Annotated in this window: 20 protein-coding genes and 1 pseudogene; 2 read left to right on the forward strand and 19 right to left on the reverse strand. The window is 46.0% G+C overall.

Going from position 1 to position 26834, the window contains the following annotated elements; all coding sequences use genetic code 11:
- Positions 1-41 precede the first annotated feature (41 nt).
- Together AAHH42_RS00665 and AAHH42_RS00670 are read left to right on the forward strand one after the other, a co-directional pair.
- Positions 42-308, forward strand: a complete 267-nt coding sequence (locus tag AAHH42_RS00665) for a type II toxin-antitoxin system prevent-host-death family antitoxin (RefSeq protein WP_119797637.1) — start codon at positions 42-44, stop codon at positions 306-308.
- Positions 309-386: 78 nt separating this feature from the next.
- Positions 387-746, forward strand: coding sequence for a type II toxin-antitoxin system VapC family toxin (locus AAHH42_RS00670; protein ID WP_342221494.1), 360 nt, complete (start codon positions 387-389; stop codon positions 744-746).
- Here AAHH42_RS00670 and AAHH42_RS00675 read toward each other — a convergent pair.
- From AAHH42_RS00675 to AAHH42_RS00765, 19 genes and pseudogenes are all read right to left on the reverse strand, one after another.
- Positions 746-835, reverse strand: a pseudogene (locus tag AAHH42_RS00675) (IS5/IS1182 family transposase); the annotation flags it as partial. The gene AAHH42_RS00670 and the pseudogene AAHH42_RS00675 sit on opposite strands and share 1 nt — an antisense overlap.
- An 81-nt stretch (positions 836-916) precedes the next feature.
- Complete coding sequence (locus AAHH42_RS00680) at positions 917-2698, reverse strand: eCIS core domain-containing protein (protein WP_342221495.1); 1782 nt, start codon at positions 2696-2698, stop codon at positions 917-919.
- A gap of 72 nt (positions 2699-2770) precedes the next feature.
- Positions 2771-3358, reverse strand: a complete 588-nt coding sequence (locus AAHH42_RS00685; protein WP_342221496.1) for a DUF4255 domain-containing protein — start codon at positions 3356-3358, stop codon at positions 2771-2773.
- Positions 3355-5451 carry an AAA family ATPase gene (locus tag AAHH42_RS00690; protein WP_240313773.1) on the reverse strand — a complete coding sequence of 699 codons (2097 nt, stop codon included), beginning with the start codon at positions 5449-5451 and terminating at the stop codon, positions 3355-3357. Before AAHH42_RS00690 ends, AAHH42_RS00685 begins: the two co-directional genes overlap by 4 nt.
- Before the next feature lie 59 nt (positions 5452-5510).
- Entirely contained in the window at positions 5511-7874 is a 2364-nt protein-coding gene (locus tag AAHH42_RS00695) for a contractile injection system tape measure protein (RefSeq protein WP_342221497.1), read from the reverse strand.
- A 13-nt stretch (positions 7875-7887) separates the two neighbouring features.
- Complete coding sequence (locus tag AAHH42_RS00700) at positions 7888-10737, reverse strand: hypothetical protein (protein ID WP_342221498.1); 2850 nt, start codon at positions 10735-10737, stop codon at positions 7888-7890.
- Positions 10738-10801: 64 nt separating this feature from the next.
- Positions 10802-11014 carry a hypothetical protein gene (locus AAHH42_RS00705; protein ID WP_342221499.1) on the reverse strand — a complete coding sequence of 71 codons (213 nt, stop codon included), beginning with the start codon at positions 11012-11014 and terminating at the stop codon, positions 10802-10804.
- Positions 11015-11072: 58 nt separating this feature from the next.
- Positions 11073-12311: a tail fiber domain-containing protein gene (locus tag AAHH42_RS00710; protein WP_342221500.1), complete on the reverse strand. Its 1239-nt coding sequence runs from the start codon at positions 12309-12311 to the stop codon at positions 11073-11075.
- 33 nt (positions 12312-12344) lie between these two features.
- Positions 12345-16802 (reverse strand): baseplate J/gp47 family protein, encoded by a 4458-nt coding sequence (locus AAHH42_RS00715; protein ID WP_342221501.1) that lies wholly within the window; start codon positions 16800-16802, stop codon positions 12345-12347.
- A 108-nt stretch (positions 16803-16910) separates the two neighbouring features.
- The gene (locus AAHH42_RS00720) at positions 16911-17345 is read right to left on the reverse strand and encodes a hypothetical protein (protein WP_119963693.1); all 435 of its coding nucleotides are present in this window, start codon (positions 17343-17345) and stop codon (positions 16911-16913) included.
- A 263-nt stretch (positions 17346-17608) separates the two neighbouring features.
- The gene (locus AAHH42_RS00725) at positions 17609-18019 is read right to left on the reverse strand and encodes a GPW/gp25 family protein (protein WP_176488058.1); all 411 of its coding nucleotides are present in this window, start codon (positions 18017-18019) and stop codon (positions 17609-17611) included.
- 12 nt (positions 18020-18031) lie between these two features.
- Entirely contained in the window at positions 18032-19702 is a 1671-nt protein-coding gene (gene vgrG / locus AAHH42_RS00730; protein ID WP_342221502.1) for a type VI secretion system tip protein VgrG, read from the reverse strand.
- Positions 19703-20398: a hypothetical protein gene (locus AAHH42_RS00735; RefSeq protein ID WP_342221503.1), complete on the reverse strand. Its 696-nt coding sequence runs from the start codon at positions 20396-20398 to the stop codon at positions 19703-19705.
- 3 nt (positions 20399-20401) lie between these two features.
- Complete coding sequence (locus AAHH42_RS00740) at positions 20402-20680, reverse strand: DUF5908 family protein (protein ID WP_240313767.1); 279 nt, start codon at positions 20678-20680, stop codon at positions 20402-20404.
- The gene (locus tag AAHH42_RS00745) at positions 20680-21156 is read right to left on the reverse strand and encodes a phage tail protein (protein WP_119797627.1); all 477 of its coding nucleotides are present in this window, start codon (positions 21154-21156) and stop codon (positions 20680-20682) included. Before AAHH42_RS00745 ends, AAHH42_RS00740 begins: the two co-directional genes overlap by 1 nt.
- A 22-nt stretch (positions 21157-21178) precedes the next feature.
- Positions 21179-21628: a phage tail protein gene (locus tag AAHH42_RS00750; protein WP_119797626.1), complete on the reverse strand. Its 450-nt coding sequence runs from the start codon at positions 21626-21628 to the stop codon at positions 21179-21181.
- Between the two features lie 88 nt (positions 21629-21716).
- Positions 21717-23381, reverse strand: coding sequence for a phage tail sheath family protein (locus tag AAHH42_RS00755; RefSeq protein WP_119963696.1), 1665 nt, complete (start codon positions 23379-23381; stop codon positions 21717-21719).
- A 155-nt stretch (positions 23382-23536) separates the two neighbouring features.
- The gene (locus tag AAHH42_RS00760; protein WP_342221505.1) at positions 23537-25441 is read right to left on the reverse strand and encodes a gp53-like domain-containing protein; all 1905 of its coding nucleotides are present in this window, start codon (positions 25439-25441) and stop codon (positions 23537-23539) included.
- Between the two features lie 199 nt (positions 25442-25640).
- Entirely contained in the window at positions 25641-26822 is a 1182-nt protein-coding gene (locus AAHH42_RS00765) for an IS91 family transposase (protein ID WP_342221419.1), read from the reverse strand.
- Positions 26823-26834: the final 12 nt, after the last annotated feature.

Consider the following 26834-nt stretch of genomic DNA (forward strand, 5'->3'; position numbering starts at 1 on the left):
TACAAACAATAATCCATAGCCATAGGGGGAAGAGAAAAAACATGGCCATCCACACTTTTTCCAGTCGAGATTTCACACGTGATGTGTCTGCTGCCAAGAGAGCGGCCGCCGAAGGACCGGTGTTCATCACCAACCGCGGCCAACCGGCTTTTGCACTGCTGAAAATAGATGATTACTACCACCTCACAGGTCAAGGTGAGATGTCGCTTCTCACTGTTATGGAGGGTATTCCTGGCGGTGTTGGTATTGAGTTTGACCCTTCATGCCTTGATGTTCATGTTCAACTTCGCCCTACCCTGTTCGATTAAGGCGCAATAACGATGTTCATTCTGGACACTAACGTCATTTCTGAGCTACGCCATGGCAAACCCAAACCATCTCCCGCCGTGCGTGCGTGGGCGGCAACACAACCAATCGGGCGACTTTTCCTGTCGGCCATCACCCTTCTTGAACTAGAAAAAGGCATCCAGACTTTAGAGCGGCGCACACCACAGCAGGGCGGTACGCTGCGGGTCTGGCTGACGGGCGTCAGCGTCGCATTTGCAGGACGTATACTGCCCTTCACCGAACACACTGCCCCAGTGTGTGCTACACTGCATGTACCGAATGCGCATGTTGAACGTGATGCCATGATCGCCGCAACAGCCATTGAACATAGATTTACGGTAGTTACACGTAACGTGTCAGATTTCATTAACACGGGTGTGTCGCTGGTTAACCCTTGGCTCCACCTAAACAAAGACTGAAAAGAGGCGGTATTCTTTGCATAACGAGTGGCAATGCCTCGCCAACATTTAAGATGCAGAAAAGTGCTCTCAACCAGATGTCGATGTTTGTCGGATAAGCTCGACCTGTTACCAGACTGAGCGCTATTTACTACGCTGAATTAAATTAGAAAACATTAGGTATTTCAATGTTATTCGTTGTTTGATTTTTTTGCTACACCCTCTAAAAGGTCTTGTGGCTCACGTTTTAATCTCATTGTTTTAAAGGACTCTGCTGTTCTTTCGATCTTAATTAATAAATTCAATTCAATTAATAAATTCAATTCATTTTGGAATGCTTCTTTATTTTTCTTTAAAGTATTGATTAAAGCTTGCTGAAATAGGCTCCAATAGTCATTTTCATTCAATCCTTTTGGCTTTTCAATGTTTCCATATTCTGTTTCTATCGTTTTTAACACTTCCTCATATTTTTTAGCTTTTTCGGCATACTTAATAGACTTAATAGTTTTTTCTCCCTCTTCTAACTGAGCTTCTGTATACCGATAACTATTATCTTTATGTTTAAAAACTTCCGTAGGATTTAACAGGCCCTTAGGGTCGTAAAATGCAAGTTCTTTAGTAAAACCACTATTATGTTCTGGATCGCCCTCATTTTTATATTTTATGGTATCACCCTCCTTTTCTCCTTTTAGCTTCTGTATATCAAGAGTCCATTGCGAAGGGATACGTCTTGGTACTTCTATGCTGGTTTTCTTTTCCTGATCCTCTAATTCTTTTAAGAAATTGGGATCCGTTTTGTCCTTTTTCGGTTTGTACACATTTTTTAACGCACCTCTTTCAACTAGTGTTTTTAATGAATACTTTGGCGAGTCGCCGTAGTTTAATTTCACGTGCATTTCAACTGATATATCGTCCTTGACGATTTTTTTTATATCATTCTCTTTTCGTTTGTAATCCGAAACATTTATATGAGTATCTTGAGGTGCTAAATTTGTTGCTACATAGGATTCTTGCTTCTGTTCTGGAGCGAAAAAGACATCAGCAATAAGGTGACCCGTATCTAAATTTCTCTCTTTAGTATGAGTAGACGCTAAATGTTCCCACTCTCCTAACGCTTTTACATGACCGTATTCTGAAGTGTTGTTTCCTCGTTTACCATCTATCTCAGGAACAATTGTTGCTTTAGCGAACTTGGCACGGTATAGGTTAATTAAACCCTCTTTTTTCTTTAGTCCGTCCACATTAGCCTGGTATATTTCATTTAGATACCAGGGAGTACCGTTTACGATGATAGTGCCTTGCTTCAATACACCTACAATAGTATTCAGATTATCACCACTTTCCAGTGTCAGATTTTCTACCTTACGTTGCACCACCTGGGGATCATCTACCGTTTCTCTGCGAAGTAACGATAAATCCTCATTCGGTGTATAGTGCTCTGCTTTCTCTCCCCACTGCGTTGCTTCTTGTTCCAAAGTAGCATCATCGTTAATGCCAATCCCTGTTTTCATCTGTAGTGTCGGTTTCACTCTCCCTTGCTTTTGCTGCACCACATGCCAGGCTTCATGCGGCAAATGCCGTTCTTGGCCAGCGCCTAAATAGATGTGCTCGCCTTGCGCATAAGCTAACGCCTGGAGTTGTGAGGGTTTTTCTGAATAGTAATGGACACGCACGTCACTTAAGTCTATCCCCGACAGGGATTCTATGCCCGTTTTGAGTGGGGTCGGCAAACCGGTTTTATTGACAGATTGGGTTTCCCGGTTATGCGTTTGATTCAATAATTGTACAACAGCACGATTACCTATCAGGCTTTGTGCCGCTAATACGTGCTGTGGGTTCCGTTGAAATTGTAAGGGAATAACGGGATGGAACGCAGGGGAGGAGGCATGCCGCGTCCGATTGGCTGCTCGCGGGAAGTGCTGCTGTTTATGAGATGTAGCAGGTTGAAAAGTGTTGTGACCACTTGTAGCCATAATGTGTTCCTTCAGATAAAAATGTCATTGTTAAGCAGATGTTCTGTTTGTGTCATCAACCGAGCTGCCTCATCATTTATTGCCGGCTTGATGAGCAACGGACTTCACCACGGGGATGTTTTCTATCGGGTCGTATGCGCGTAAAGGAGCGGTTACCGTGTAGTGCAGTACTGCCCGTGGATGTCCCCCCATGGCACTCCAAAATTCCGCCATATTGTGTAAATGGCCAGGTTGGGCGACAAAGGCACGCGGCAGAGGATGCGCTGCTAACTGCCCTTTTAATAGTGCGGCCGGCCAGATGGGGTGACGTAATAAGGCATGAAGTACCCGGCTCAGCATGTCATGCTGGTCTTTATCCGGCGCGATCTCACTGCCGCTGCTGCCCCAGGCCGTAATCAGATACGAATAATCGATAGGAGCCGGTGAACGGGTGAGAGAGGTGGTATCAGCCCCCACCGTTTTTTGCTGGGCAAAAGGCTCACTCACCCTTAACGTCAGATTTTCTCGAATATCATAAAGAAAGATAGCAATCAGTGGCGGGGTGATTTTTTGAAAAAAGCGTGTATCAGGCGCGGCAAAGACAACGTTAATCCCTGCCTCTTTCAACGCGAGTTCTTGTTCGAGTAAGGCAGCGAGCGTGTCATTGAGGTCATTTATCATAAGAAAGCCCATTGTTCTGGATGGATGATTTTGCCCATTTTTTTAAACTCACTTTGCGCGGCCGCTTTAATATGCGCCAGGGTCACCTGAGCGCCTTTTGGCGTGGAGGGAGTACTCGCGGCTTTAAATGCGGCCGCCAAGGCGATATTTTTAATATGACCGCCCGCAATCTCAAGGGTTGCCAAGGTGGAGAAATTAACCTCAGGACTAAGCGGAGTTTCTTTGGGCCAAATCCCTTGCCAAATCCGCAAGCGTTCCTCGGCAGTAGGAAAGGGAAAATCGATACAAAATTGCAACCGGCGCACAAAGGCGTCATCGATATTGTGTCGAAAGTTGCTCGCTAAAATAATGATCCCCGGATACGCTTCGATTTTCTGCAAGAGATAACTGGTTTCCATATTCGCATAGCGGTCATGGGCGTTTTGCACCTCACTACGCTTGCCAAATAACGCGTCCGCTTCATCAAAAAAGAGGATCCCCTGGTGGGCTTCGGCTTCTAGAAAGAGTTGCTCTAAATTTTTTTCGGTTTCACCAATGTACTTGCTGACTATCGAGGAGAGATCAATTTTATACAGTGTTAATTTCAAGCGAGCGGCGACAACTTCGGCCGCCAGGGTTTTGCCTGTTCCCGGGGGGCCGGAAAATAACGTGCTTAATCCTTTCCCACGTGTGAGCTGACGAGCAAACCCCCAATGCTCATACACGGTGGTGGCGTACTGAACATGATGGAGCAATTCATCAAGTTGTTGCCGGCAAGACAGAGGTAAGATTATCTCGGGACACTGGATACTGGGTTGACAAGGACGTGCCAAGGTTGAAAGTGCCTGTGTGGTTTGTAACTTGCAGGCATGAAAGACGTCATCGATGCTGAGATCACGGGGATTATCCCCGTGGCTAACTTGTTTAGCCAGCTGTGCGGCTGAAAAAATTTGGCGAGGCGAAAAGCGAAAGCGCGTCGCTACGTCTATGACCGTGTTTTGATCAAGGTGGGGTAACGCGCGTTGCCATAAGTCCTGCCTTTGCAGTGTGGTTAAGGGCGGCAGGCTTATCGTCAGTATTCTCTTCTCGGGGACCCTCGTTTGTGCCCAGGGCCAGTTGGCCTCACCGTCCATAAAGACAAGCCCACGATACGCCTTAGAAGCCGCCATGATTGGCTGGTGCCAGTCTTGTTGATCAGCCTGCAAGACTGATGGCATGCCACGCCAGTAAATCGCGGCATTGTGCAAATAGGCTTCACGTAAGATCAATGCTACTCGCTCCTGCGATTGACTTTTTATCAATGCCGGTAAATCAACCACCACTAGCGTTATCTTTAACGCATGGCACAGGGCTTGCGCCAGCGTTCGTTTACCCGCGCCAGTGCCCCCTTGCAAATAAATCACTGCCTGCGCAAGCTCAGCACGGTGCTGTGTGAGCAGGTTATCGAGGCGATCACGCAAGGCATCGGGCAATATTAACGCCGATAAGGATTTATCGGGTGTCATAATCGACACTATTGTGCTGAGCGCCGCCGGTAAATCTTCTTGCCCTAGCAGAAAGTGAGTGATCCGCTCACTGATATTGACCGGTCGGCTGAGAGAAGACGCCCCGTTTTGCTCGTTGATTTCAATCAGTGCGTAACGCCTCAGCGTTGCAGTAGGGGAAAGCCACCGTCTTATAGCCCCTTTTTCGCTCCAACTTTGGCTTAATAGGTTTAAAATCAGATCCATCGTGGGTCGTTTTTGATTAACATCATCGTGCAGATAAGCGAAAAATACCGCGTAGCGGGCATCCCATTCTACCGTCAAACAGATAAGTAAAATGTCAATCTCCTGAGGTGTTAACTGAAAGCGTTGCTGCAAAGCGATTAACTGTAGCGAGATCTGATTTTTAATACTCTGCTCAACCGCCTGGTCAATCGCCTGGCGTTCATGAGCGAATTGACTCAAAGGAGAATCGATGTCGGCATACGCTGTATGCCAAAAAGGCAGCCCCACAGTGTCATTAAGTAACGCCTGCGCTTCTTGGGCCGTCACTTGCAAACCGGGGTAGGGATTATCATGCGTTTGTGTTGTGATTGCTTGTTTTACATAAGCTTTTATCAAAGCGTCCATGCGCTTAAGCTCGGTGAGCAAATGCTCAAACGAGCTTGAAAAGAATGAGAGGGGCATTTTTACCAATCCACTTGTATAGGTTTGTCAAGCCAGGGTAATTGAATGAGGTTGATAGGCCAGGTGATCCCTTTCATCAACACATCGTGGGACGTACGCTCTATTTGTAATTGCCAGTGATAGGGGTGATTTCGTATCACCCCCTGGCGCATAAGAAAATGCTGAATCAAATAGGAGTTTGATAGGTGCGTCATCACCGGCCATTGGGTTTTGACCTGCGCAAAGAGCTGATCACATGCCGCCTGCTCCGCGACATTGACTTCAATGGTGCGCTCAATCGGTACTTGTAAATTCAGACCACAAAGGAGTTTATTAAACGTCAAGGTTTCTTCAAAGCATATCGACTGTGAGGTCATCAGGTATTGTAATAGCAACGCGGCTTGCCGCGCTGCAAGGGGATCAATAAAGTGATCTCCTTGCAGTAAGTGCGCCGTGGTGAAAAAGGGTTTTAAATAAATCGCTAAAAGCGCTAGCCCTGCATTATCAACGTAAATAGCTTCCTGTTGATCAGTATCCGCTTCTCTTGCCAATAAAGGTGGCGGGTGCCTTGTTTTCGTGAGCATTAACGCCGCTTGATGTGCTTGCTGCTGTTTTTTTAGCACCACAGAGAGCGTATTGATCATTGCCGTGACAGGTTGCAAGGACGGTGTACTCAAAATAAGGTTGGCAACGTCGTGCTTAGCCGCTTTCACTGTAGCGGTTTGCCCCGTCAATGTTAATAGTGTTTGGTATTGCCGATATAAGCGTCCATAGTGTTTACGCAACTTTGTCACTTTCTCTTTTAAATCATTTAACGACGCTTTCTCGCTGTGAGGGATCAATGAGGCTATCTGACTCTTTTGACGTTGCTCAGATTGACCGATTCCACCATTTGCCACTGTTATCGGCTGGGGTGACACTGTTCCCTGTAACAGGCGATCATGCTGAACTCTGTCAACGCGTTTACTCGACGTGGATTGATGTTCGGCTTTCGTGATTTCTTGCTGTAACCGGCTTAATAATTGCCTTAACAGCGGGATCAGCGCCGCAAATTTACCCTCTTGATGCCTGAGTGTGACTTGATTTGACACACTTGGCTTTATCTGTTCCATGATGCTACGAATAAAAACGTGATGTTTTCGCATGAGTGAAAAAGTGTCAAGTTCCTTCAGCGTTTGTTGCAACGTCACCAGGCGGTGATAAGGCAGATGCGCCAACGTTTCAGATGAAGAGATCCCTAATTGAGGGATTATTTTGTTTAAATACGCCCTAAAGCGATTGAGTTCCACTTCTCGCGTCTGAGGATGTTCAGAAAATCTTTTTTTATTCGCCATGATGACGTCGACAAGGCGATCCACCTTGCTTATCAGCCCTGTTTGGCGAGCAATATCAAGCACTGGCGTGTGAGTATAAGAGAGAGATGGTTGCTTGTTTTTGGCTGTACAAAAAGCTCTCAGTATTTGTAATTGGGTGAGCAGTTGTTCATAAATAGCCTCATTTATAAAAACGTTTACATCATTTTTTTCCCGTGTTGATGGACTGCCATGCTGCTCAGGTAACAGTGTCGGCCAGGGGTCGGCAATTTTTTCTTGCGCCTTGAGTGTGGCGAACAGCCTCACCAAAAGGTAATGATAATTGAGCTGACAATGGGTGGCCAGGTGCAGCAGGATGTGCTTATAAAAAGCTGTCTTATCGATTTTTACACGGCTCATCATCTCACTGGTGATTAATATGGCTTGCCAATAAGCGCTTCTTAATGCCATGGCAGCAAACTGTTCTCGGGTAAAAGCACGGTGTAAAGGGACACTGATTTGTTGACACCACAGCTCCACATGATCGTTTTGGGCTAATAGTTGACTGAGGGCTAATAGCTGATCATCAGAACACTGTGCAATGAGGCGCTGTAAAGTGGCGGCTTGCGCGAGGTAGTGACATAATTTTTCTCTAAGCCGTGCGGGGGTACGGTCAATTAACCGAAGCAAGCATTGAGTCAGTGCCACGGCGTCTTTGGAAACCCACCAAGGTCGCGTGCCCGTTTTAATAAAATAATCTAACGTACGGAGCGCTTGTGCATTTTCATCGCGCTTCATGATCGCCGCTGGCCTAAAGTTCTGTAATTGCTCAGCTAATGCTTGGGAAAAGGCTGTAGCGATCTGCTCAATAACCTGTTGTGGCTCAGCAGGTAATGTAATGACCCCTAAATCCAGTTCCACTTTATCCAGTGAATACCACTGATTAGCTTCAATCTGCTCATCACAAATCTTTGCCAAGATCGGCGGCAGCTGTACGCGTGCCCATTGACTGAGGGTATTTTTTATCGCCCAGCTTGGCTGCTGTGAGGACAAGTGCACTATCCAGGTTTGGCATTGTATAAGGTGCGTTGGCATCGTCTGTAGACTGCTACGTTAGCGCTTTTCCCATGCGAAGCAATGCCAGTAATTGCACCGATTCTTGCCAAGCAGAGGTAGGATCGGTGGCCATTTTCGTTAACCACGCCTGATAGACTTCTTCAAATGCGCACATAGCCTTGTAATTAAACCAATGCACATAAATCACCAGGTGGGCAGGCACTTCATTGATTAAGACGTCACAGAGCAATTTTTTAAAATTTTTCTCTTTAAATCGTTTTGACGCAGCAGGAAAAATAAAACTCAGTTGTAATGAATAAGGATCTTTCCCATGAATGTCCATCGCCCATTGAGCTTGATTCGCCTCTTCTGCGACAAAAGGCTTTTCAATACAAAAGTAATCCTTGTCCTTCCATTTTATTTCATAATTCCCTTTATAATGACCGGTGTCAGAAACCGTGATGTGATCGCCTTTTTGTAAACCGTGATCGGAGGCATGACAAAAAGTGCTGTTAGGAAACGTCCATTTGCCTTGATTCACCTCTTCCGCGACAAAGGGCTTTTCAATATGAAAGGAATCCTTGGCGGTCCATTTTATTTCATAGCGCCCGTTATAATGCGTGGTATTAGAAATCGTGATGTGATCACCTGCTTGTAAATCATGATCGGGAACGTGACAGACAGTTCTGTTAGGCGCCGATTTCGAAAAACGAGCAATGCGTGTAGGCGCTAAAGTGCTGTTAGGAAACGTCCATTTGCCTTGATTCGCCTCTTCCGCGACAAAGGGTTTTTCAATATGAAAGGAATCCTTGGCGATCCATTTTATTTCATAGCGCCCGTTATAATGCGTGGTATTAGAAATCGTGATGTGATCACCTGCTTGTAAATCATGATCGGGAACGTGACAGACAGTTCTGTTAGGCGCTGATTCCGAAAAACGAGCAATGCGTGTAGGCGCTGATTCCGAAAAATTAACAATCGGTGAACCCAAAAATGCCCAATAGGGCTCAGTGGACGGCGTTGATCGGGGTCTTAGCAGCACATGTTCAACGAGGTGAAATCCTTCATCGTTAATCGTGGCGGTATTCACCGCTTGTATACCTAATAATCCGCAGAGACGCCTTTTGAGGCCAGCAATATTGTCCGTATCCCCCCTTTTTTGGGTATAGTTAAAGGCGCTGCCGCGGGCGGCACTCATTTGCGGGTAGGCTTGCAGAAAAGCGAGTTTGTCCTCGAGATGAAACCCCTGCCAAGGCGCTTTATTTTCGCCAAGAGAAATCACCGGCTTACGCTGCTGTTGTTTGTCATATAACAACAGAGCGTCATCGATAAATTGCTCCCCAAAGCGGGCCATTAAATGATTTAACAATTTATTTTCACGTGTTATCTTCGTGTCAACATTTTCTATGGCTTGCTGTAAATGCGTTTTGTGATCGGGATTCAGTACACTGTCGAGTTCCGGCACATCGGTGACGGACTGGGTAAAATACGTCTGAATCGACCGAGGCGCGGTATCTCCTATTATAGGGGGACAAAATAGCTCTCTAATGTGTGCTAATTGCGCAAGATAATTGGCCAGCAATTGATCAAAGAAAAGTAAATACGCTTTGAGTTGTTTGGCTTGAATTTTACGCGCTGGAGAGACAGAATCGGGCAGCCCTAATGATCCTATACCGTAGTTGGGGGGGAGATCATGTTGTATCGATACATAGTCGCCGAGGTGTCGATAGTGACCGAGGGGCAGTGGAATATCTTGTAGCGGCTGCTTTTTTTTATCGAATGCCTCGCGCTCCTTCACGTTTTTGAGATGTGCTTTAGCCGCCTCTATATTGATTTGACAAAGGATACCCTGGCGCTCAAATTGTAGATCGCTTTCGAGCAGTTGTTGCAACGGTTTCAATTTCGGTGTGTAATTCAGATCCAGTTCCAACACCCAGGGGTGGTGAAATCCTCTCTTTTGACTGCTTTCCAGCGTAATTGTTTTCACCGACTGCACACCATCCATATCGAGAATAATATGAATAAAGTCGGAGCTACGCAGCGTGGTTTTACGATCAAATCCTTCCAGCTCAGTCTCATCAATAAAACCGTTGGCTAAAGGAGGGCCTTCAAAAATCGTGTCAATTGGCCTATTTTCCTGGCGCCGGGCACTCAGTGAATGAAAAGAGAGCGTGGGTGCAATCGCCTGACTTAATTGCCAGTAGATATGCGCCGCTAAGCGATCAAGATCCACATCATCGGCCACCACGATGTATAATTTTACCGTAATTTCTTCAAAGGGCAGCAGAATGGGATCGGCAAAATCCTCGGCGATCTGGCGGTATTGGTGTAATCGCGCTTTCACTGTCTTCATCAGCGCTTGTTCCTTTTTGCCATCGGAAACCGTGTCGTCCTTGGCGATATACACTTGGTATACTCCGTGCAGAGACAACGGTTTTGCCGTTGCCGTGGCTTGATTCAAGTGTAAGCAATTGGATTGGGCTTCATAATAAATGGGCACCAAAGACGCGGGATTTTTTTCAATCCATGCGTTTCTGACGCCAGGAATATCGATTAACAATTTGCGATAGTCGTTGAGCGTCACAGGATGAGAAGTCAGAATATCACGTGCCGTAAACAAGGGGGCACGGCTTATGTTTGACGGGTTGCTTCCGTGGGCGGGCAATATGGCCAACAAATCTTTCATCTCAAACGATAAGCGATAACTCACATCGGTGATGGCGTAACATAAACACTCCAATAGCGTGATACCGGGATCATGTGTGTTATGGTCAGTCCACCGCTCACCGGCTAAGCGTTGAATATGCTCAATACCCGTTTTGCGCAGAAAGGCATAATCCATGCCAAGCGGGGTTGGTTTTGTGGATGGCGCTGTCGTGGCCATGGCATCGTTATTTATCATACTGTTTGCTCTGTATTTTACTGTTCAGTCACATCCGGTTGTGTTTTTATCCCAATTGTCGTCTTTATTTAGGCGGATGAAGGGCTTTCTCGGCTTCATCAGAAACGGGCTCGGGTTCTTGCGTCAATATTTCTTCTAGCACTTGAATCGCGCCTTGTAAACGTAACAAGGTGTCATGCGTATTGGCTTGTTTTTCTTTAAGCTCGTTAAACACCGTTTGGCCTTGCGAAAAGGCCTGTTTTAGCTCGTCCAGACGACGCTGTAATGGTTGTTTCATGTAGGGGCGGCTCACTGTGTTGGAGGGGATAAAAGTGGCTTTGAAGATGAACTGTTTTCTATGGCGTGAGTTTCAAATGCACAAACAATTGCGCTATCATTTGCTGCTGTTGTTTGACCGCTTCCAGTAATACAGCAGTAAAACGCCCGTAATCAACGTATTTAAAATTATCTTGGTCACAAGCGACCAATTCAGGAAACGACGCTTGCAGTTCGTCGGCAATTAACCCTATTTGTGGCTCTTTGAGATAGTCTTTTGTCCTCGCATGGTCACTCCAGTCATAATAGATCCCCTGTAATCGTTGTATTTTGTCAAGCACCGGCCCGAGCGGTTTGATATTGGTTTTGATACGGCGATCAGAGGCCTGCTGAAACTTGTTGGCTCTTAACGTCGCGGTATCAATATCAAAATGAAAAGCGATATTTTTCGCCCCTTTTTTACGAAAATAAAGGTTATTATCCACCATCAGATACCAATGCTTATTGTAGCGATAAAACGCACCGGCGGCGCTATTCCAGTGAGAAATCGCACTGGCTCCATCGATGTGTATCCCCCCTTGACACTCAATACGACTGTTACATTTGATATAACCTTTTGCCTCAATCGATATTTGATTAACATCTTGTGTGCTAATCGTTAGTGTTCTCTGGGTGGTATCAAAATGAAACGCGGTATCTGCACTGCCCTGCCTGCGCAGGTGAAGCCCTTGATCGGTGGTGAGATAAACGGACCCATTACGCTGGTACAAGGTACCATTTTTCTCCCAATGTGTTGTTCGATCCGTTAAGCTCAAACCCCATGCCTGGACTTCACCCTGAATATCCAATGCGTAGCTTGGACTTGCATGATTAATGCCTACCTTACCGTCTTTTTCAATAAACAAGGCGGTAGTGACAGCAGTGCCAACACGTAACATATCCACGTCCTTCGTGGACTGAATATGCAATTGTGCGCCGGGATTAAAGGTGCCAATGCCGGTTTTCCCCTTTTCTTTATCAATGAAAAGTCGGCTTTTACCCTCATAAGATAAATTGAAACCGGTGCTATCGTCCTGAGGTTGATGATTTAAACGCCAGTAATCCGTATCGCAACTGCTTTCATTGACACAGAAATCCAGCCAATTTTGTTGGTCACTCTGTGGCATGATGCGCAGCGGCTTTTCAACCCCTTCTGGTTTTTTGATCCAATCTTCTTTAACGTTTAAAAAAGATTCGAACAGATCGCTAAAATCTTGCGCGGTGGGTTTGTCACCGCGCTTAAAGCGGTCTTTTAGCTCTGCTCTGGTTTTTTGAGGCATTGTGGTTTCCTCTATAGAATTAAATGTAAAGCCTTAATGAACGATGAAATCTGTTTCAATGATAATGTGACCAATCCCTTCAAAATAAATATCTTCATGCTGATGCATTGTCACTAATTCGATAATATGTTCCGGTGCAGAAACCAAGACAGCATCGAGGGCGTGCACTTGCGCTTGCGCTTGATCCACATCCAGTATCGAATAAACGGTGTTAGAAGCCGTGAGATCACTGTCCAGTTTGATGTGTTCAATGAGTCTGAGTTGGGCGACGTAATCGACATAAGGCTGTTTTTCAATAAAATGGATTAACAATGAGTTGTGAATATAGCTACCGAATGTCACCTCCGCGGTACTTTCATAGGCCCAAGGTGACAGAAAGCGTTTAATCGCTTTATTGAGTTCAGCAATATCATTACCGGGTTCATCGGCTTTTTTAAAGCGAACAGTGACCCGGTATTTTATTTGTTCATAGCTTGGATTTTTCACTTCCAAATCAACGAAAGGCGAAATATACTGGCTTAAATAAACTTTGATTGCTTCCAGCAAGTCACGCGAGGCCTTGGGTTTCAGCAGCAAAAAGGGTTCGCTGTTATTGGCATTGTCGGGGATAACCACGACAGTGACCTTCGTTAACGGTGATGCACTCAGTTGTGTTTGCGTTAAACACTTGACTTTGTAGAGCTGTGGAAATGCCGCTAACACTAAGCGCTCATAATCCCAGCTGGAAATGGCGCGCTGTTTATGACGTAATCGCTCACTCGTCCGTTGCCAAAAAGCCTGATGATTTTCCCTGGCACGCCCCCCAAATGAAGCGTAGGGTTGTGTGACCGCTTTTATCTGTGGATCGGCAGTAACAAGTTGATTAATAGAATAAGCCGGCAACGGTTTGCGGTAGTGTTCATCATTCGCCTCCTTTGCCAACGTGACTGTTGCCGCTTGTGTTTTAATCGCAACAATCTGAGGCGATACCACCTCTTGATTAACGGAGCCGCACAACCAGTGTAAACCCGTGGGCATAAGGGGATTTTCATGACTGGCGGCCGCTGGCAGATGAAACGACATCACCCCACTGTGCATCAACCCTTTCGTCTCATCATGAAAATAAGTCGAGCTATCTGCTGCTACCCAATCATGTTGACCTAAATAGTGATAGGTCATATCGGCGCTTTCTTCCAGCTTATCACTTTCGCTCGGGATGATTTGAAACAGTAATGAGAGCGGTGCCGGCACGGTTGCGTCTTTCAGACCCATATATAAATAACCCGCGGCTGAAAATTGGGGTAATAACTGATTGACGCTGTGCCCCAAGACCTTACTTCCAAAGGGATGTAGCTGAAATAATTGTGCTTCATTGATTGCATTATGGGCAGGATGGGCCAGGTTTATCAGCGCGGAAGCCGTATAATTGAGCGTCAAGTCGCGTATCAATGGCGTATAAGGCGGATAGACGTCCGGCACACTTTCACCTTTTGTCGGCGGTGCTAATGCGCTTTTGTTGAGCACCGTAGCATATTGGTCGTGCAAAAAATCTTGCTCGGTTAATGCGAGTTTAAAATAGCGAGACCAGGCCATAGGGTCTTCTTCATCGGGGTCGTTGTGTGTGAAGCGGTTTACCTCCTCCTCACCCAGCTTCGGTAAATTTTTAAACTGCAGACAGGTGTGGGCGGTTAATTTTTTACTGTTCGGATCGACGGAAAATAAGCATTGTGGCGTGCCAATGGCGGTGACGACACGGTTGTTCACGACGGTTAACTGGGTTTGAAAGCTTGTGTTATCAATTTTTTTACTTAAAAATTTTTTATAAGCCGCATAGTGGGTACCAAAATCTTCGGGTAACCCTGACCAGGTGATGCCTAAATCCAGTGAATCTAACGCTTTATCACAAATTTCTGAGTGCGCCCAATAAAATCCGGCATGGGCGGTAGGTTGATCACCAAACGGCTGCAATAAAACGGTGTTCGTTAACAGCGATGCATCGTTTCTCCGTTTTACATCCTTAATCCCTTGCACATTCACCGCCAACTTATATTTTTCTACGATGATCATTTTAAACAGATCGTAGTCACCCCCGGCTTTGAGGGTTATTTTTATCGTCGGGTCAACACCGGTCAACCCTTGATGGCTAACATCGATTAGCGGAGCGGTCATTGCCGGGGCCGTTTCATTAAGATCGAATGTAAACTGAAGCCCATTTAAAAATAAGGCGTCAGCAGCATATTTTTCAATCTTCGTATTGGGAGGTAATTGCCCTCTACAAGCGACTTTAACTTCTTGGTTCCCCACCTGTTTTTGAATAGCAAAGACCTGCCCATTGGACCAAACCAACCAATTACCGACCTCTTTTTCTGTGAATTGCTCGTTATTTGCAGCGACGCCATCGATAACTAACCCCGTGAGTATTTCGGTTTCCGTCAATTGAATATCGGGATACAGCCGTGGCGCGGCGGGTTTGGGTTTTATATCCGGTAAATAAGCCACTTCAACGACTTCTATTTTATTGGCATTCACCCGGTGTTCAATCCGATAAACTCGCCCGTCCGTCCATAAAATGTACTGTTTAAAATGATCTTTCACGGTAAACAAATTGCTGTTTGCCGTGATGATTTTACGCGTTTTGCCGCCTATGCCTTCAGTGACAGGCATTTCTTCTAATGCCAAGCCTGACAAAGGGCTGCCCGTGCCCGTCAGAGTGAGTTCAGGGTATTTTTTAATGAAACCTTTACTCGGCAAAAAACCGACGGGGCGGAGTTTAGCGTGTTGCGCACTCATCACCTCCGTGATTTGATAAAGCTGCCCGTCTTCAAATTGGAGATAATTATCCTTATCCCTCTCGCTGTTGAATTGCCCCTTTTCACCTTTAAAACGGCAAATTAAAGCCAACGTATTCGTATCGTATTCCGCCAGGGCGGTTGCCAAAAAAAAATGCCCTGCGGTGACTGTCGCCGACGAGGGAGCAAAATGGGTTTCAGCGCCGCTTAATTGAAAAGTGAAAGGTGACTGTTGCACAAATTTATTCAGCCGATCAAGGTGAAAAGTATCGCGTTGACAGTCTACTGTTAAAGTGATCTTCCTACGCCCTTCACCAAGGCGTAATAAAGGCGAACTGACAGCAAAACCGAGCAGAGCCGGGGTATCGGTTGCAGACCAATCGAATGTTTTAAACGGCTTATGCTCCTTCAGTTCAGCATCCAGCATAACGCGTGTACACAGATGCGTTGTTTTTTCAATACGAATATCGGGATAACGTTGCTTTAGGGTCTGAGCACCCTGGACGAGTTGATACACTTCCTTCCAATCCTTGGAATTGATGTCAGGCGCTTTAATGACGATATCGATGATTTTTTCAAAATCCTTAATCGTCATATAGAGTTTTTTATTAATATAATCCATGACCGCAGGATGGGTGAGATCGGTTTTTAAGGACGTTATCGCAGTGTGCGGATGGGGCAATGTCGGTAATGGAGCACCCAGCGCGAAGGCCAGCATGTTGATAAAATTTCCATTACGATGTTTATGTTCTAGTGCCTGGTATCGCTGGAGCGCTATTTTTTTTTGATAAACACGTTCCATCATCTTGTGAATCTGGTCTGTTTGTTCTGCCGTCTGCAACCGATGCCCTTGCAAACACATTTTGAAATCGTTCACGTCATGGAAAGCCAGCTCTTCTTCAATGTAATCTTTTTGTTTACCTTTTAATTGATCTTGCTCAGCGAGCATTTTGAGCGAAGGCAAATCAATGGAAGGCGTTGGCGCTGCGTTCTCAAAACCTGCGGGCATAGCCACCTGTTGCGCTGCTCTCTCTAAAACCCACTGCAACAGAGCGGCAAAATCGTTATCGCTGGTTTTTCCCGGGTGATAAAAAGTCGCAAAGTCGTACACTTCTTTTTTAAGCGCCAAGGCACAAATTTTAGCCACTTGTGCCGAGGTGATCACGCTATCTCGGTCGAGACGATAAATCGGCGCCGCGCTATCAGATTGACCTTGCTCCGTACTGAGTAAGATCCCTTCTTTAAGGCAATAGGCTTGCTGAGATGGCGCCAGTTCGAAGATCACATGCGCCCGATCCGGCTGGGGCGGTTTTTCTCTTAATTGTAGGCAGTCTCGGTAGTAAAACTCGAGATAACGCTGCGTGAGGGCGTTCAATTGCTGCTGGGGGTAACGAAGCAATAAGAGAAAAACCCAAAACAAGACCCGATGAGGTTGCATCAACGCCATTCGCCGATCCAGGTCAACAATGGCTTCCGGCTGCTTAATAAAACGAACGGCGTCCTCAATAAACTGTTTATCCGTAGGCAAAAAACCGGTCCAGTCTGTAGGGGTAATTTGTCCGCTCTCATAAAATCGAAGCTCTTTGGCATACGCCTGAGCAAACTGGATAACATCATGCAATGTGCGATCATCGACAACAAAATAATCCGGAGCCAGAGCGGTCAACAATCGATGGCGTTGACTGGTGCCATCGCGATATTGGGATGCTGCGTTAAGCTTCATGTCATTTTTTCCAAAAATTTCAAGAATACGGTTTTTGTGTCATTGCAGCATCGGCCTGCCAGCAATGCCCTCAATGAAGGCACGTAGCGTATTCAGAAGAGAGGGTTATTATTTTGCGCTGGCATGAACATGGCTGTTCAGAAATATCCCGCTACCATTGTAGCTCGGGGTAGGATCGGGGATGGGGGCGCCTGGACCGGGTGGCGGTTGCTTGGCAGGGTTTTGCACCTCAAATTTCGCCGTAAATCGTTGACCTTTACGCAGTATCGCCTTACCGCAACACATGACTTTCTGTGTTTTTTGATCACCGGCCAATGCCGCAATTTTTAGTGTGCCGGTGCCGGGAATACTATACACCGGCGTGACATAGACGCATCCTGCCACAGAGACCTGCTTTTCATCCCCTACTAGGGCGATTTTTTTACCTTTCCTAGTGGATTTACCGCTCGCTGTCAGTTTGCCAGGACGTACTACGACCATCGCCTGGCCAAATAGCGGCATAAACAAGACGCTATCGCCATCAACGAGGATGATATTTAACATAGTTAACCTCCCAGAGCCGACACATCAAATTATTTCAGCACCCATACAGCCGGTTGCCATCGCTTCACCCCGTGTTTCTCTGTATCAAATGCGGCAAACCTTTGCGCTAATTGTGAGTGTGGGGACGCCTTTTCGACGGATAACCACACCCCATTCATTCGGCAACATTTCCACCGATGTCTCTATTACAAATTGACTCATATTTATCCTCCTTAAATGTAGATGCGAATATCTACAAAAAAGTAAAAATAGAACGCATTATCTTAAAATGACAAATGCGTCGCTTCGGTTAAATAAAAGGGATACACCAGATTGCTCCGTGAATTGGTGGTGCGTAGCGTGTAATTCAGGGTGATCAGTAGTAACGTCTGCGCATGCGGCGTGATGATGACCTCATCGAGTCGGATACGGGGCTCATGGTATAACACGGCGTCACTGATAATGTTTTGCAGACGATGGATCAAGCCCTGGGTGACTTCCTCGAATACAAACTGACCCAGTTCACAGCCATACGTCGGTTGCATCACACGTTCTTGCAGATTAGTCGAGAGCAGGATGCGTAAGCTTTGCCGAATATCCTCTTCACCCGACACCACTTCCAGTACCGCCCCCTGCTGTGAAAAGGTGGGCGGAAAGCTCCAACCTTGGCCTAAAAATGCCTGGTCATTTACCATTATCAGCCCCTTTTATTTAAAGTCAATTTTTTTACCTTTAATCACCACATTCTGACCCGTATCAGCCGTCAAATTTTTATCAAGTTTGATGTCAATGCCTTGCTCCGTTAAATTCACCTGATTGTTATGTTGATCTTTCAAGTAAATACCGGATTTTTTGCCACTGACCAACGTCACGCTATTATTTTTAGCGGTCATCCACTTCAGCGTTTTCTCTTTATCATCCATTAAAAATTGCATGTTCTCTTGCGTCACAATGCCTTTTTGATGATTGTCTTTCTCCATAGCCAGCGGTGGCGGATTTTTTTCACTGTGCATGGCACCGAGAATAACCGGATAGCGGGGGTCATTATTAAAAAACCCTAACACCACTTCATCCCCCACTTCAGGTCGAAACACCAGGCCTTTTTTATCGCTCGCATAAGGCGATGCCAACCGGGCCCACAGCACTTTATTTTTATCTTCCAATAGGGGTAAATGGACTTTGAGGCAAAACTGCGGGTTTTGTTCTTTCGCGTGCCCGACCACGATCCCGACATGGAGACCTTGGATGGCAGGTAATAATCCTGCCGCAGCGGGATCACACATTTCGAAGGAACGGCTCATTCCCTCGGTGAGGCCCACTTGCACATGGGTCTGCCAACCTTCTCGATTGAGCTGATGACGAATGCCGGTGACAATGGCATGGCCTTCAAAGTAGCTTCCCACACCTTTAATGGCAATGCATTCACCAAGTGTAATGTTTTTTCTGCCTTTTATCTGAAAGCGGCCCCGCAATAGCGTGAGTCGCGCTTGATCCAGCATCGCCTTACTGCAGGCCTGGAGCTCTTCAGGAGCCACCCCGCCCAGATGCACCAGCGGATAGGGATCCGCGCCGATGGTCTGAGCGGCTTGCACAGCATCGACGGTGCCTTGTTTAACACTGGTTTGCTGAGCGTCGACCCAAGTCAAGGCTAATTTTTTCGTATCCCAGTGGGCAGCACGTACCTTGTTCAATTGCTGACGAATATCCACCTCAAGCTCCACGTTGTGGATGACGATCTGTGGATCGACGTTATTCACGTTAAACACTTGTTTAGGCGACTGTTTGAAATCGGGTGCCACAATCTGGATGTGCTCTTTCCCTTCCAGGTAATGAAATAACACCCACAATCCATTCGCGGTCGCGCGCGCCAAGATAAAATCCCAATCGCTACAGTGATACTGCACCATTTGGGGATGTTTTACCTCTGCTTTCCCTATAGCGCCTTTCAAGGTGAGTCCCCCTTGTTTAATCAGGCGCGTGATAATGTCTTTATCCGTGGTCTTTTCAAACAAGACGCTTTTACGTCGCGTTGTCAGCCGAATCGCTTGGCTTTTGAGATCAAGTGATAATCGTGATCCGTGATCATCATGCCACGCAATTTTATGCTTAACCACGATACCGGAAAAAATTAATTTTTCATTTTTGGGTTCATCTTCATAACGTAAGTGGATATCCACGCGATGACCCGGTTTAAAAAAATCCCCTGGGCTCAAATGAAACGGTTGCTCTGCAGGCGGGCCGCGTTCTGCTATCACCAGCTGAGCCGTCGGTATTTTATTCACCGTCAGTATCACCTCTAACGCCACAATGTGACGTTGCAGTGAGGTGAGTTTTTTCCCCTGACAGGAGAGCGTAATGGTATAGACACCTTTCATCATTCACTGTCCACTGACCGGAGGCAGGTTTAACGTGCTACCCACGCGCAGCCGCCTAAAATTATCCAAGCGATTGCATTGTGCTAAATGAAGATAATAGTCAATGTCATTATAAGCGTGGTAGGCAATCAACGGCAGGTTGTCACTGCTGGTCACCCACTTGATGTGACTGAGATCAGGGGACTGTTTATCCTCCAATAACAACCGTTTTTTACTGTCGACATCTTGAATAAAGACCGCAGCCAACTCTGCACGTAACGGCGATCCATCGCGATCGAACAAGGTAAAATTGACGTCAACCGAGTACAAGCGGCAATCGAAACTCAGGCGACCCCATTCCAGCGTGAGGTATCTCGCTTCGTGCGTTTTACCATAAATATCATAGGTCAGCTTAAGAAAGCGTTTCACTTCCTTTTGCACGTCTTGGCGCGGCGCGGGATGAAGCCCCATCTCTGCTACAGCCCCTGTGCCATCGAGCAGTAAGGTCACCGCCAAATATTGTGACGTGTCGCCGAGGTACTGAGTTTGTTCAAAGTGCGAAAAGGTATTTTTAAAAAAAAGGGAATACGACGCCGGATTAAAGCGTGCTTCAAAGGATTCTGCTGTTTTTTGCTTCTGGCTGCGTTCAACGTAGTCATAGGCGTAGAGCGTGAGCTTTTCTAATTTAATCGCAGACTTCAATGCTTGCAGTGGGTTCATATTTTACCTTTCCTTCATTCGTGCCAAGATGTGCACTATCTGGTCGGTTAATGCTTGTTCAGAAAATCGATCACGTAACAGCTTCTCTACTTGTTCAGGCAGCAACTGTTCAAGCTGGGCGGCGATAAACCGACGCCCCCTGGGATCGTGATCCTGCCGCTCAGGCAGGATCGGATCCTCCGTATTCACCTCTTCGACCCATCGGGATGCTTCCCCGCTAAAATGTGGCGGATCACTCAGGGTGGCTTTAATCATCAGCTCGCGGATTTCAATCGGCATCATTACACTCGCAACGGTTGCAGACGTTGATACGCCAGCTCAAAAGTATCGATCAGGATGACATTGGCATTGGCGTCCAGATCCGAACATTGCCAGCCCACGGGAAACGCGTTGAAAAATAGCCAGGCTGCGGTGGGCAGACAAGTTTCATTGAGTAACGTGACCATGACATGACAAGGGTTAAACTGAAAAAAGCTCAGTGTGCTGTTAAACTCCGTATTCAGTGGCGATAGCAATACCATGCCCCGTTCGAGTCGTAACGTCGGCGACCGTACGCCGCTGGGTAATACGGCATGACCCACATTGTTGCCCCCCTCCTGTATCTTGTGGGTCTTTACCTCAAGTGATAACCCCGATACCTTTTGAAAGCGCATATCGACTAAATTGGGTGTGCGACCTGAGGGATAAAACACCACCGCGAAGCGGTAGCTCACGGGCGGCGTGTTTATCTCCATGGCAGAAAGATTGGGTAACAGCATTATTTTAACGCCTTATGCCTTATCATGCATGCTCAACACGCAGACTATCAGCCATAAGCTCTAGCGTCTCAATGGCCACTTCGTTACTGGTCGCATTAAATGACGGGGCGACTAATTTGGTGGGAAACGCACTTTGTACTGTCCAAGTCACAAGTGGATGGGTTTCTTCATCCAGTAGGCTAATGGTGATATCGCGTTTCTCAACACGATTCAAACGGACACTGATCATCCAATCGTAAAGGATAGAATTGCCCTTTACCAGGCCTCTTTTTAAGGTCAGTTTGATAGGCTCTGGCATGCCCGGCATATGCTTAAAACCCAACCCATCTTTATACGTAATGGGTTGATGCCCGACTTCTAACCCGGATACTTCAGAAAAACCGACTTTGTCTTCTAGACCCATAATACTTACGTTAAAACGATAAACAGAAAAGGGGTAATCCGCTTTGATATCAGCGACAGTGGTGGCCATGGTGGTCATCTCCAGCTTAAAAATAATAAAAAAAGGGTAAGAGGCAGTGAATCAAACCGCCGCTTTAAGAAAAAACAGAAGAAAAGCGTTAGGCTTGCTGCAGTTTATGCGCAAAGCGCAACACGATGAATTCAGCGGGACGCACCGCCGCCACACCGATTTCGACAATCAATTTGCCTTCGAGAATGTCTTGCTCGGTCATCGTTTGCCCGCGGTCTGCTTTGACAAAATACGCTTCCTCGGGTGTCGCCCCGGCTAACGCCCCTTTACGCCAGAGGTCGTCGAGATAACTTTGCGCTAGGGTTCTCACTTTCAGCCAGGTCATGGCATTATTGGGCTCAAACACGGCAAACGCCGTGGATTTTTGCAACGACTCCTCAATAAGATTGAATAAACGCCGCACAGAAATATAACGCCACTCATTATCATTCCCCGCCAGGGTTCTCGCCCCCCAAACTATTGTGCCCTTGCCGGTAAAGCTGCGGATCGCGTTGATGGATTTACCCGCTGTCGCATCGACATTTAAGTCTTCTTGTTGTTGATCGGTAATCTTCAGCGTCGGCCCGATCACATCGACTAAGCTCACATTGGCGGGGGATTTCCAGACACCGCGTTCTCTGTCGATACGGGCATAAACGCCGGCTATCGCGGCACTGGGGGGTAACGTTAATCGTTCATTGTCAATCTTGGCTCTAATTTGGTTATAAAGCGCGGTTTTATTACTTTTTAGTTTACTTAACTTCTCGCGTGTAGCACTGGGCGTATCACTCGCATAAGTGAGCGCCTGCGGTGAGGTAATTTCTTGTGCTATCAGATCTGCCCCGGTGCCTTGGTTCTCCATATTAAATTGTTTTTTATCACTGAGACCATTCCAAATAGCAACAATATCTTTCGCCGAAGCGCCAGTCTTGGGGATGGTGATTTCCAAAACAAAGCTGTTGTTGGGAACGACACTAATTGACTTTTCTTCTGCATCGGTGTGTTTACTTATTTTTATCTTGGGCGCATCACTTTGATTACCGGTATAGGTCACTAATAAGCCATTGTCGCCAGACGAATAACGCCCTATTTGCGTACGGGGATCACTGATTCCGGTGACTTCCACGGAGTCATCACTATAGTGATAGCCTAAATTCGTCGTGAGATAAGGAAAATACGCGGCACCGTATTTTAAATTATTCGTCCCAATCTTCTCTCTGAATGTTTTGACTTGATCAATATCATTTTCACCGGCATCAAAAATAGCAAAGCGATCTTTTAATGTTGCACAGTGCATTAATACTTTTTGACATAATGCCCCGTAGTCCTCTGTTGAAAGATTGGCACTCTCAGTCATGACGATTAATGTCGGCTCATCTTCTTTTTCTAAGGCGTCGATGCCCTTTTCTATGGCGATTTTGCTGATCTCTTCTTGATGATTACCGACGGAGACAATGTAACAATCCCCCCCACCATTAGCAAAATAAAGGCGCAGGCAGTCATACATGAAATAATCGACTGTTTTTTTAGGGTTTACTTCAACAACATTCTGGTTATTCACTTTAACGTCAAAGTGAGTCAAAGGTGCCTCACCAAAATGGCGCTGATACGCGAGCAGACTGCTAATGCGCACCGCTTTCTCTTTTAGTTCGTTGTTTGCCCCGGCACGCGCGGTATAACCAATAAAGGCGGGAATGGCGGTGGATACTTCAGCCACCGAAGGGGGTAAAATGGCTTGTTCTTCGACGTACACATTGGGGGTTTTATAGCTCATAGTGAATGCTCTCATTTAGTGAAAAAATAAAGAAATAATGAACGGTGTTTGTGCCATCACGCACGACGAATCGCTCACCGTCAAAAAGATGACGGCGAGAAAACCGGTTTTAGTGCATTGATGTTTTTTAATACAGAATTTATCGGTTACGACGATCAGTGCCCAACCGCTTGCCATAAAAATGGCCAATCGGCTTCTACACGGAGGCCATTATCATACTGAGCTCTACGGTAAAAAGTCGCTCCTGTTTTTGTATAACTATAGATACCAATGCAGTCTTCTCCTTTTGGGTTAATCAAAATGGGGGTAGCTGTCACAGATAATACCGTGCTAGGAAATGGCATGGGCCAGGTTACCATTACTTGCCCACGAGTGGTCTGCTGAGCTTTTCCCCATTGCATGATTAATCCGCTTGGGAATTTCTGATAGCCGTTAGTGTTAGCACTGAAATCATCTTTGTAGTTTCCATCTGTGATCAGCTTACACCATGGTTGCCAATTGTTGGTGCCCCATTTATTCCGATAGTAGACGGCTTTACCACTCGCGCTGTCACTTATAAAAAATTGGCAATAATTGCCACCTTCACTGTTTCTAAGTACCAATAGGAAGCCAGCTGATGAAGATACTCCCGTCGGTAACCCTTTCTTAATGATATCGATTCTATCTACTACTCCAGGGTTGTAGATTCCAGGTGTGATAAGATTATCTAAATCACCGTCAACCTCATTAATTAATTTAAAAGACCGCCTAACCAGTGCATCTTTACCTGTGACCAACTGATCATCGCCAGTACCCACCTCTTTCGTTGCCGCTGTTCCAAGTTCCAGGTTTGTTCGCGCGGTGGTTTTATTAGATAGGTCACTCAAATTATCTGCAGCATTAAGATAACGGCTATCTGCGTCTCCCGTGGTAATTAAATCAGTATTACCTGTGCCCGCATCTTTCAGTGCTGCAGTACCCAGGCCAAGTTTTGTTCGTGCAGTTGTGTTATTGGCTAGATTTTCTGAGTTTTTCAGATAGCGGTTGTCTGCATTTTCATCTGTGATAAGTTCGTGCCACGATGTCCAATTACTCCCATTACTCCCATTACTCCCATTACTCCCATTACTCCCATTACTCCCATTACTCCCATTACTCCCATTACTCCATTTATTACGCCAGAAAATGCCTTTAGAATTATTACCCTCTATATATATTTGGCAGTAGTTACTAGAATCACCCCTTAGCACTAGTAAAAAACCCGATTTACTGATCCCTTCAGGGAAATTATTTTTTAAAATAGCTATTTCACTAATGAACCCAACACAATAAATACCAGGAGTGAAGAGTTTATTCAAATCTCCATTAATATCAGAACCTCTAATTTGAACAGTTGATCTGCTAATCAACGCATTGGCTGCTGTAACAAGATCGTTATCATCCACACCCACTTTTTTAGTCGCGGCATCTCCAAGTCCAAGATTGGTTCGCGCTATGATTTTGTCAGGTAAATCACTCAAATTATCTGCCGCATTGAGATAACGGCTCTCTGCGTCTCCCGTGGTAATTAAATCAGTATTACCCGTACCTGCATTTTTCACCGCCGCAGAACCTAAACCAAGATTATCTCGTGCAGTATTTTTATTCGTTACATCTTTTAAATTTTCTGCTGCATCGAGATAACGCGTATCTGATACCTCAAGACTGATTAAGTTATCCACTGTTTCAATAGCAGAAGCAGGGATATTCTCAAGTGGAATATGGACAATGTAGATCCATGAGCCATCTTTCTGCTGCATCGGTGTATAACGAGAGGAAGCATAACCGATTGCCATCAGCGTCTCGTGTTCCAAAAGACCAATTTCACGAATGGTTTGATTTCTTTGATTCTCAGGCACAATGAGTTCACAGACGACGCTTTTCTTTGCTGTATCCACGGCGACACGATCAACAGGCGCACGGTACACTTCGTTTCTAACCTGTATCGCCTGCTTAATGGCAGGTATTGATGTTAAAACATTGCCTAACACCATATGAGTCAGTTGCAGTGGCGAACCATTGAGTGTCTCTGCTGCTTGCAAACGTCTGTCGCCTTGATAGATAGGAATTTTAATAATTTGGTTTTATTGTCAAAAACAGAATTGGATCAAAAAATAAACGATATTATTTTCAAACTTTAGGGTTATTCTCCTTAACGTAGAGAGTCCCGGGTGATAATAGGGTCATTTTCGTTTAAAAAACCAGCATTTTCGAACGCGAGGCGCCCCTTCCCTGCAGAGGCTAAATCCCCTTCATTTTTGCCAGAGATTCATGGTGAAGCATTAACTGATGCCACGGCAAGCCTGATGTGATACCGCTTAGCACCAAACGAGAGCCACACAGGATGCACTCATGAGGGTCAATACGACTTAGGCGTTTTAACATTGCCGCATAAGTGATGTTGACGGTTTTTTCTTTTTCCTGCCCCAACAAAGCATCTATAATCGGCAGCAGTGTAGTCCGACGGCGGGGCGCTAAAAAACCATAATAGCGGACCATCCTAAAATGTTTATCCGGAATGTGGCTAATAAAACGCTGAATAAACTCGTCCATACTGAGGTTAAGTTTTTCTTGCTCTCGGGTTTTATGACTGAGGTAGCGATAGGTCACTTCCTGGCCGTTATAATGTTCCAGCCGGGATAACGACACCGGAGGCTTTTTTAAATAACGGCCTAAATAATTGAGCGTTTGCTGGGCATTGTCTGTCGGCTTTGCCAGGTCGATATTCCAATGCCGTTGGTAATGGAAATCCAGAAACTGCTCCCGTTGACCCAGCCTCGTGAGGGTTTGTGATAACTCCGGTGGTAATTGCAAGGTATCCCACTGTTGACGAAGTAGTGTGATAATCTGATAACGCCACTGTTTCATCAACGTTTTTCCGCTAAACGTGATTTTTTTCCATTTTTCGGCATTGTCATCGAGTCCGCCACAGGTCACCGAAAGATGCACATGAGGATGCCAATTCAGCGCTCGCCCATGCGTATGCAACGCCGTGAATAGGCCAGGCAATAGGTTTTTTGGCTGGCAAAAATCTAAAATAACCTTGGCAGCGAGACGACTGAGATGCGTTAACAGCGCACGATTTAGCTCAAACAACGGCCAGAACTCACGGGGAAAAGTGAACGTAATGTGTTGCCATTTTGTGATGGGAAGCACCGTGCGCTGTTTGGCCACCCACCGCTCTGTGGCTTTCTTACCACAGGAAGGGCATGAACGGCTGTGGCAGGTAAAGCAAATCCGTTTGGTGTGCGTACAGCCTGCCTTTTGACAGCGCCAGCTGGCAAACCCCAGCGCCGATGTTCCGCAGGAAAACAGTTTAATCAGATTATCGACCACCACCGGCCGTATTTTATCCGCATGAGCACAATAGTAATTCCACCACGCATGACCGACCTGAAAAGGATGACGCAGTTTACGGTTCATCTTTCAGCTCAA

Origin of the sequence: Candidatus Fukatsuia endosymbiont of Tuberolachnus salignus (genome assembly GCF_964030845.1) — a bacterium.
Taxonomy (GTDB): Bacteria; Pseudomonadota; Gammaproteobacteria; order Enterobacterales; family Enterobacteriaceae; genus Fukatsuia; species Fukatsuia symbiotica.

What these genes read in the sequence shown, in the direction of transcription:
- AAHH42_RS00665 (WP_119797637.1), top strand. Translation starts at nt 42, where the DNA reads ATGGCCATCCACACTTTTTCCAGTCGAGATTTCACACGTGATGTGTCT.
- AAHH42_RS00680 (WP_342221495.1), bottom strand. Translation starts at nt 2,698, where the DNA reads ATGGCTACAAGTGGTCACAACACTTTTCAACCTGCTACATCTCATAAA.
- AAHH42_RS00685 (WP_342221496.1), bottom strand. Translation starts at nt 3,358, where the DNA reads ATGATAAATGACCTCAATGACACGCTCGCTGCCTTACTCGAACAAGAA.
- AAHH42_RS00690 (WP_240313773.1), bottom strand. Translation starts at nt 5,451, where the DNA reads ATGGACGCTTTGATAAAAGCTTATGTAAAACAAGCAATCACAACACAA.
- AAHH42_RS00695 (WP_342221497.1), bottom strand. Translation starts at nt 7,874, where the DNA reads ATGCCAACGCACCTTATACAATGCCAAACCTGGATAGTGCACTTGTCC.
- AAHH42_RS00700 (WP_342221498.1), bottom strand. Translation starts at nt 10,737, where the DNA reads ATGATAAATAACGATGCCATGGCCACGACAGCGCCATCCACAAAACCA.
- AAHH42_RS00705 (WP_342221499.1), bottom strand. Translation starts at nt 11,014, where the DNA reads ATGAAACAACCATTACAGCGTCGTCTGGACGAGCTAAAACAGGCCTTT.
- AAHH42_RS00710 (WP_342221500.1), bottom strand. Translation starts at nt 12,311, where the DNA reads ATGCCTCAAAAAACCAGAGCAGAGCTAAAAGACCGCTTTAAGCGCGGT.
- AAHH42_RS00715 (WP_342221501.1), bottom strand. Translation starts at nt 16,802, where the DNA reads ATGAAGCTTAACGCAGCATCCCAATATCGCGATGGCACCAGTCAACGC.
- AAHH42_RS00720 (WP_119963693.1), bottom strand. Translation starts at nt 17,345, where the DNA reads ATGTTAAATATCATCCTCGTTGATGGCGATAGCGTCTTGTTTATGCCG.
- AAHH42_RS00725 (WP_176488058.1), bottom strand. Translation starts at nt 18,019, where the DNA reads ATGGTAAATGACCAGGCATTTTTAGGCCAAGGTTGGAGCTTTCCGCCC.
- vgrG (WP_342221502.1), bottom strand. Translation starts at nt 19,702, where the DNA reads ATGATGAAAGGTGTCTATACCATTACGCTCTCCTGTCAGGGGAAAAAA.
- AAHH42_RS00735 (WP_342221503.1), bottom strand. Translation starts at nt 20,398, where the DNA reads ATGAACCCACTGCAAGCATTGAAGTCTGCGATTAAATTAGAAAAGCTC.
- AAHH42_RS00740 (WP_240313767.1), bottom strand. Translation starts at nt 20,680, where the DNA reads ATGATGCCGATTGAAATCCGCGAGCTGATGATTAAAGCCACCCTGAGT.
- AAHH42_RS00745 (WP_119797627.1), bottom strand. Translation starts at nt 21,156, where the DNA reads ATGCTGTTACCCAATCTTTCTGCCATGGAGATAAACACGCCGCCCGTG.
- AAHH42_RS00750 (WP_119797626.1), bottom strand. Translation starts at nt 21,628, where the DNA reads ATGGCCACCACTGTCGCTGATATCAAAGCGGATTACCCCTTTTCTGTT.
- AAHH42_RS00755 (WP_119963696.1), bottom strand. Translation starts at nt 23,381, where the DNA reads ATGAGCTATAAAACCCCCAATGTGTACGTCGAAGAACAAGCCATTTTA.
- AAHH42_RS00765 (WP_342221419.1), bottom strand. Translation starts at nt 26,822, where the DNA reads ATGAACCGTAAACTGCGTCATCCTTTTCAGGTCGGTCATGCGTGGTGG.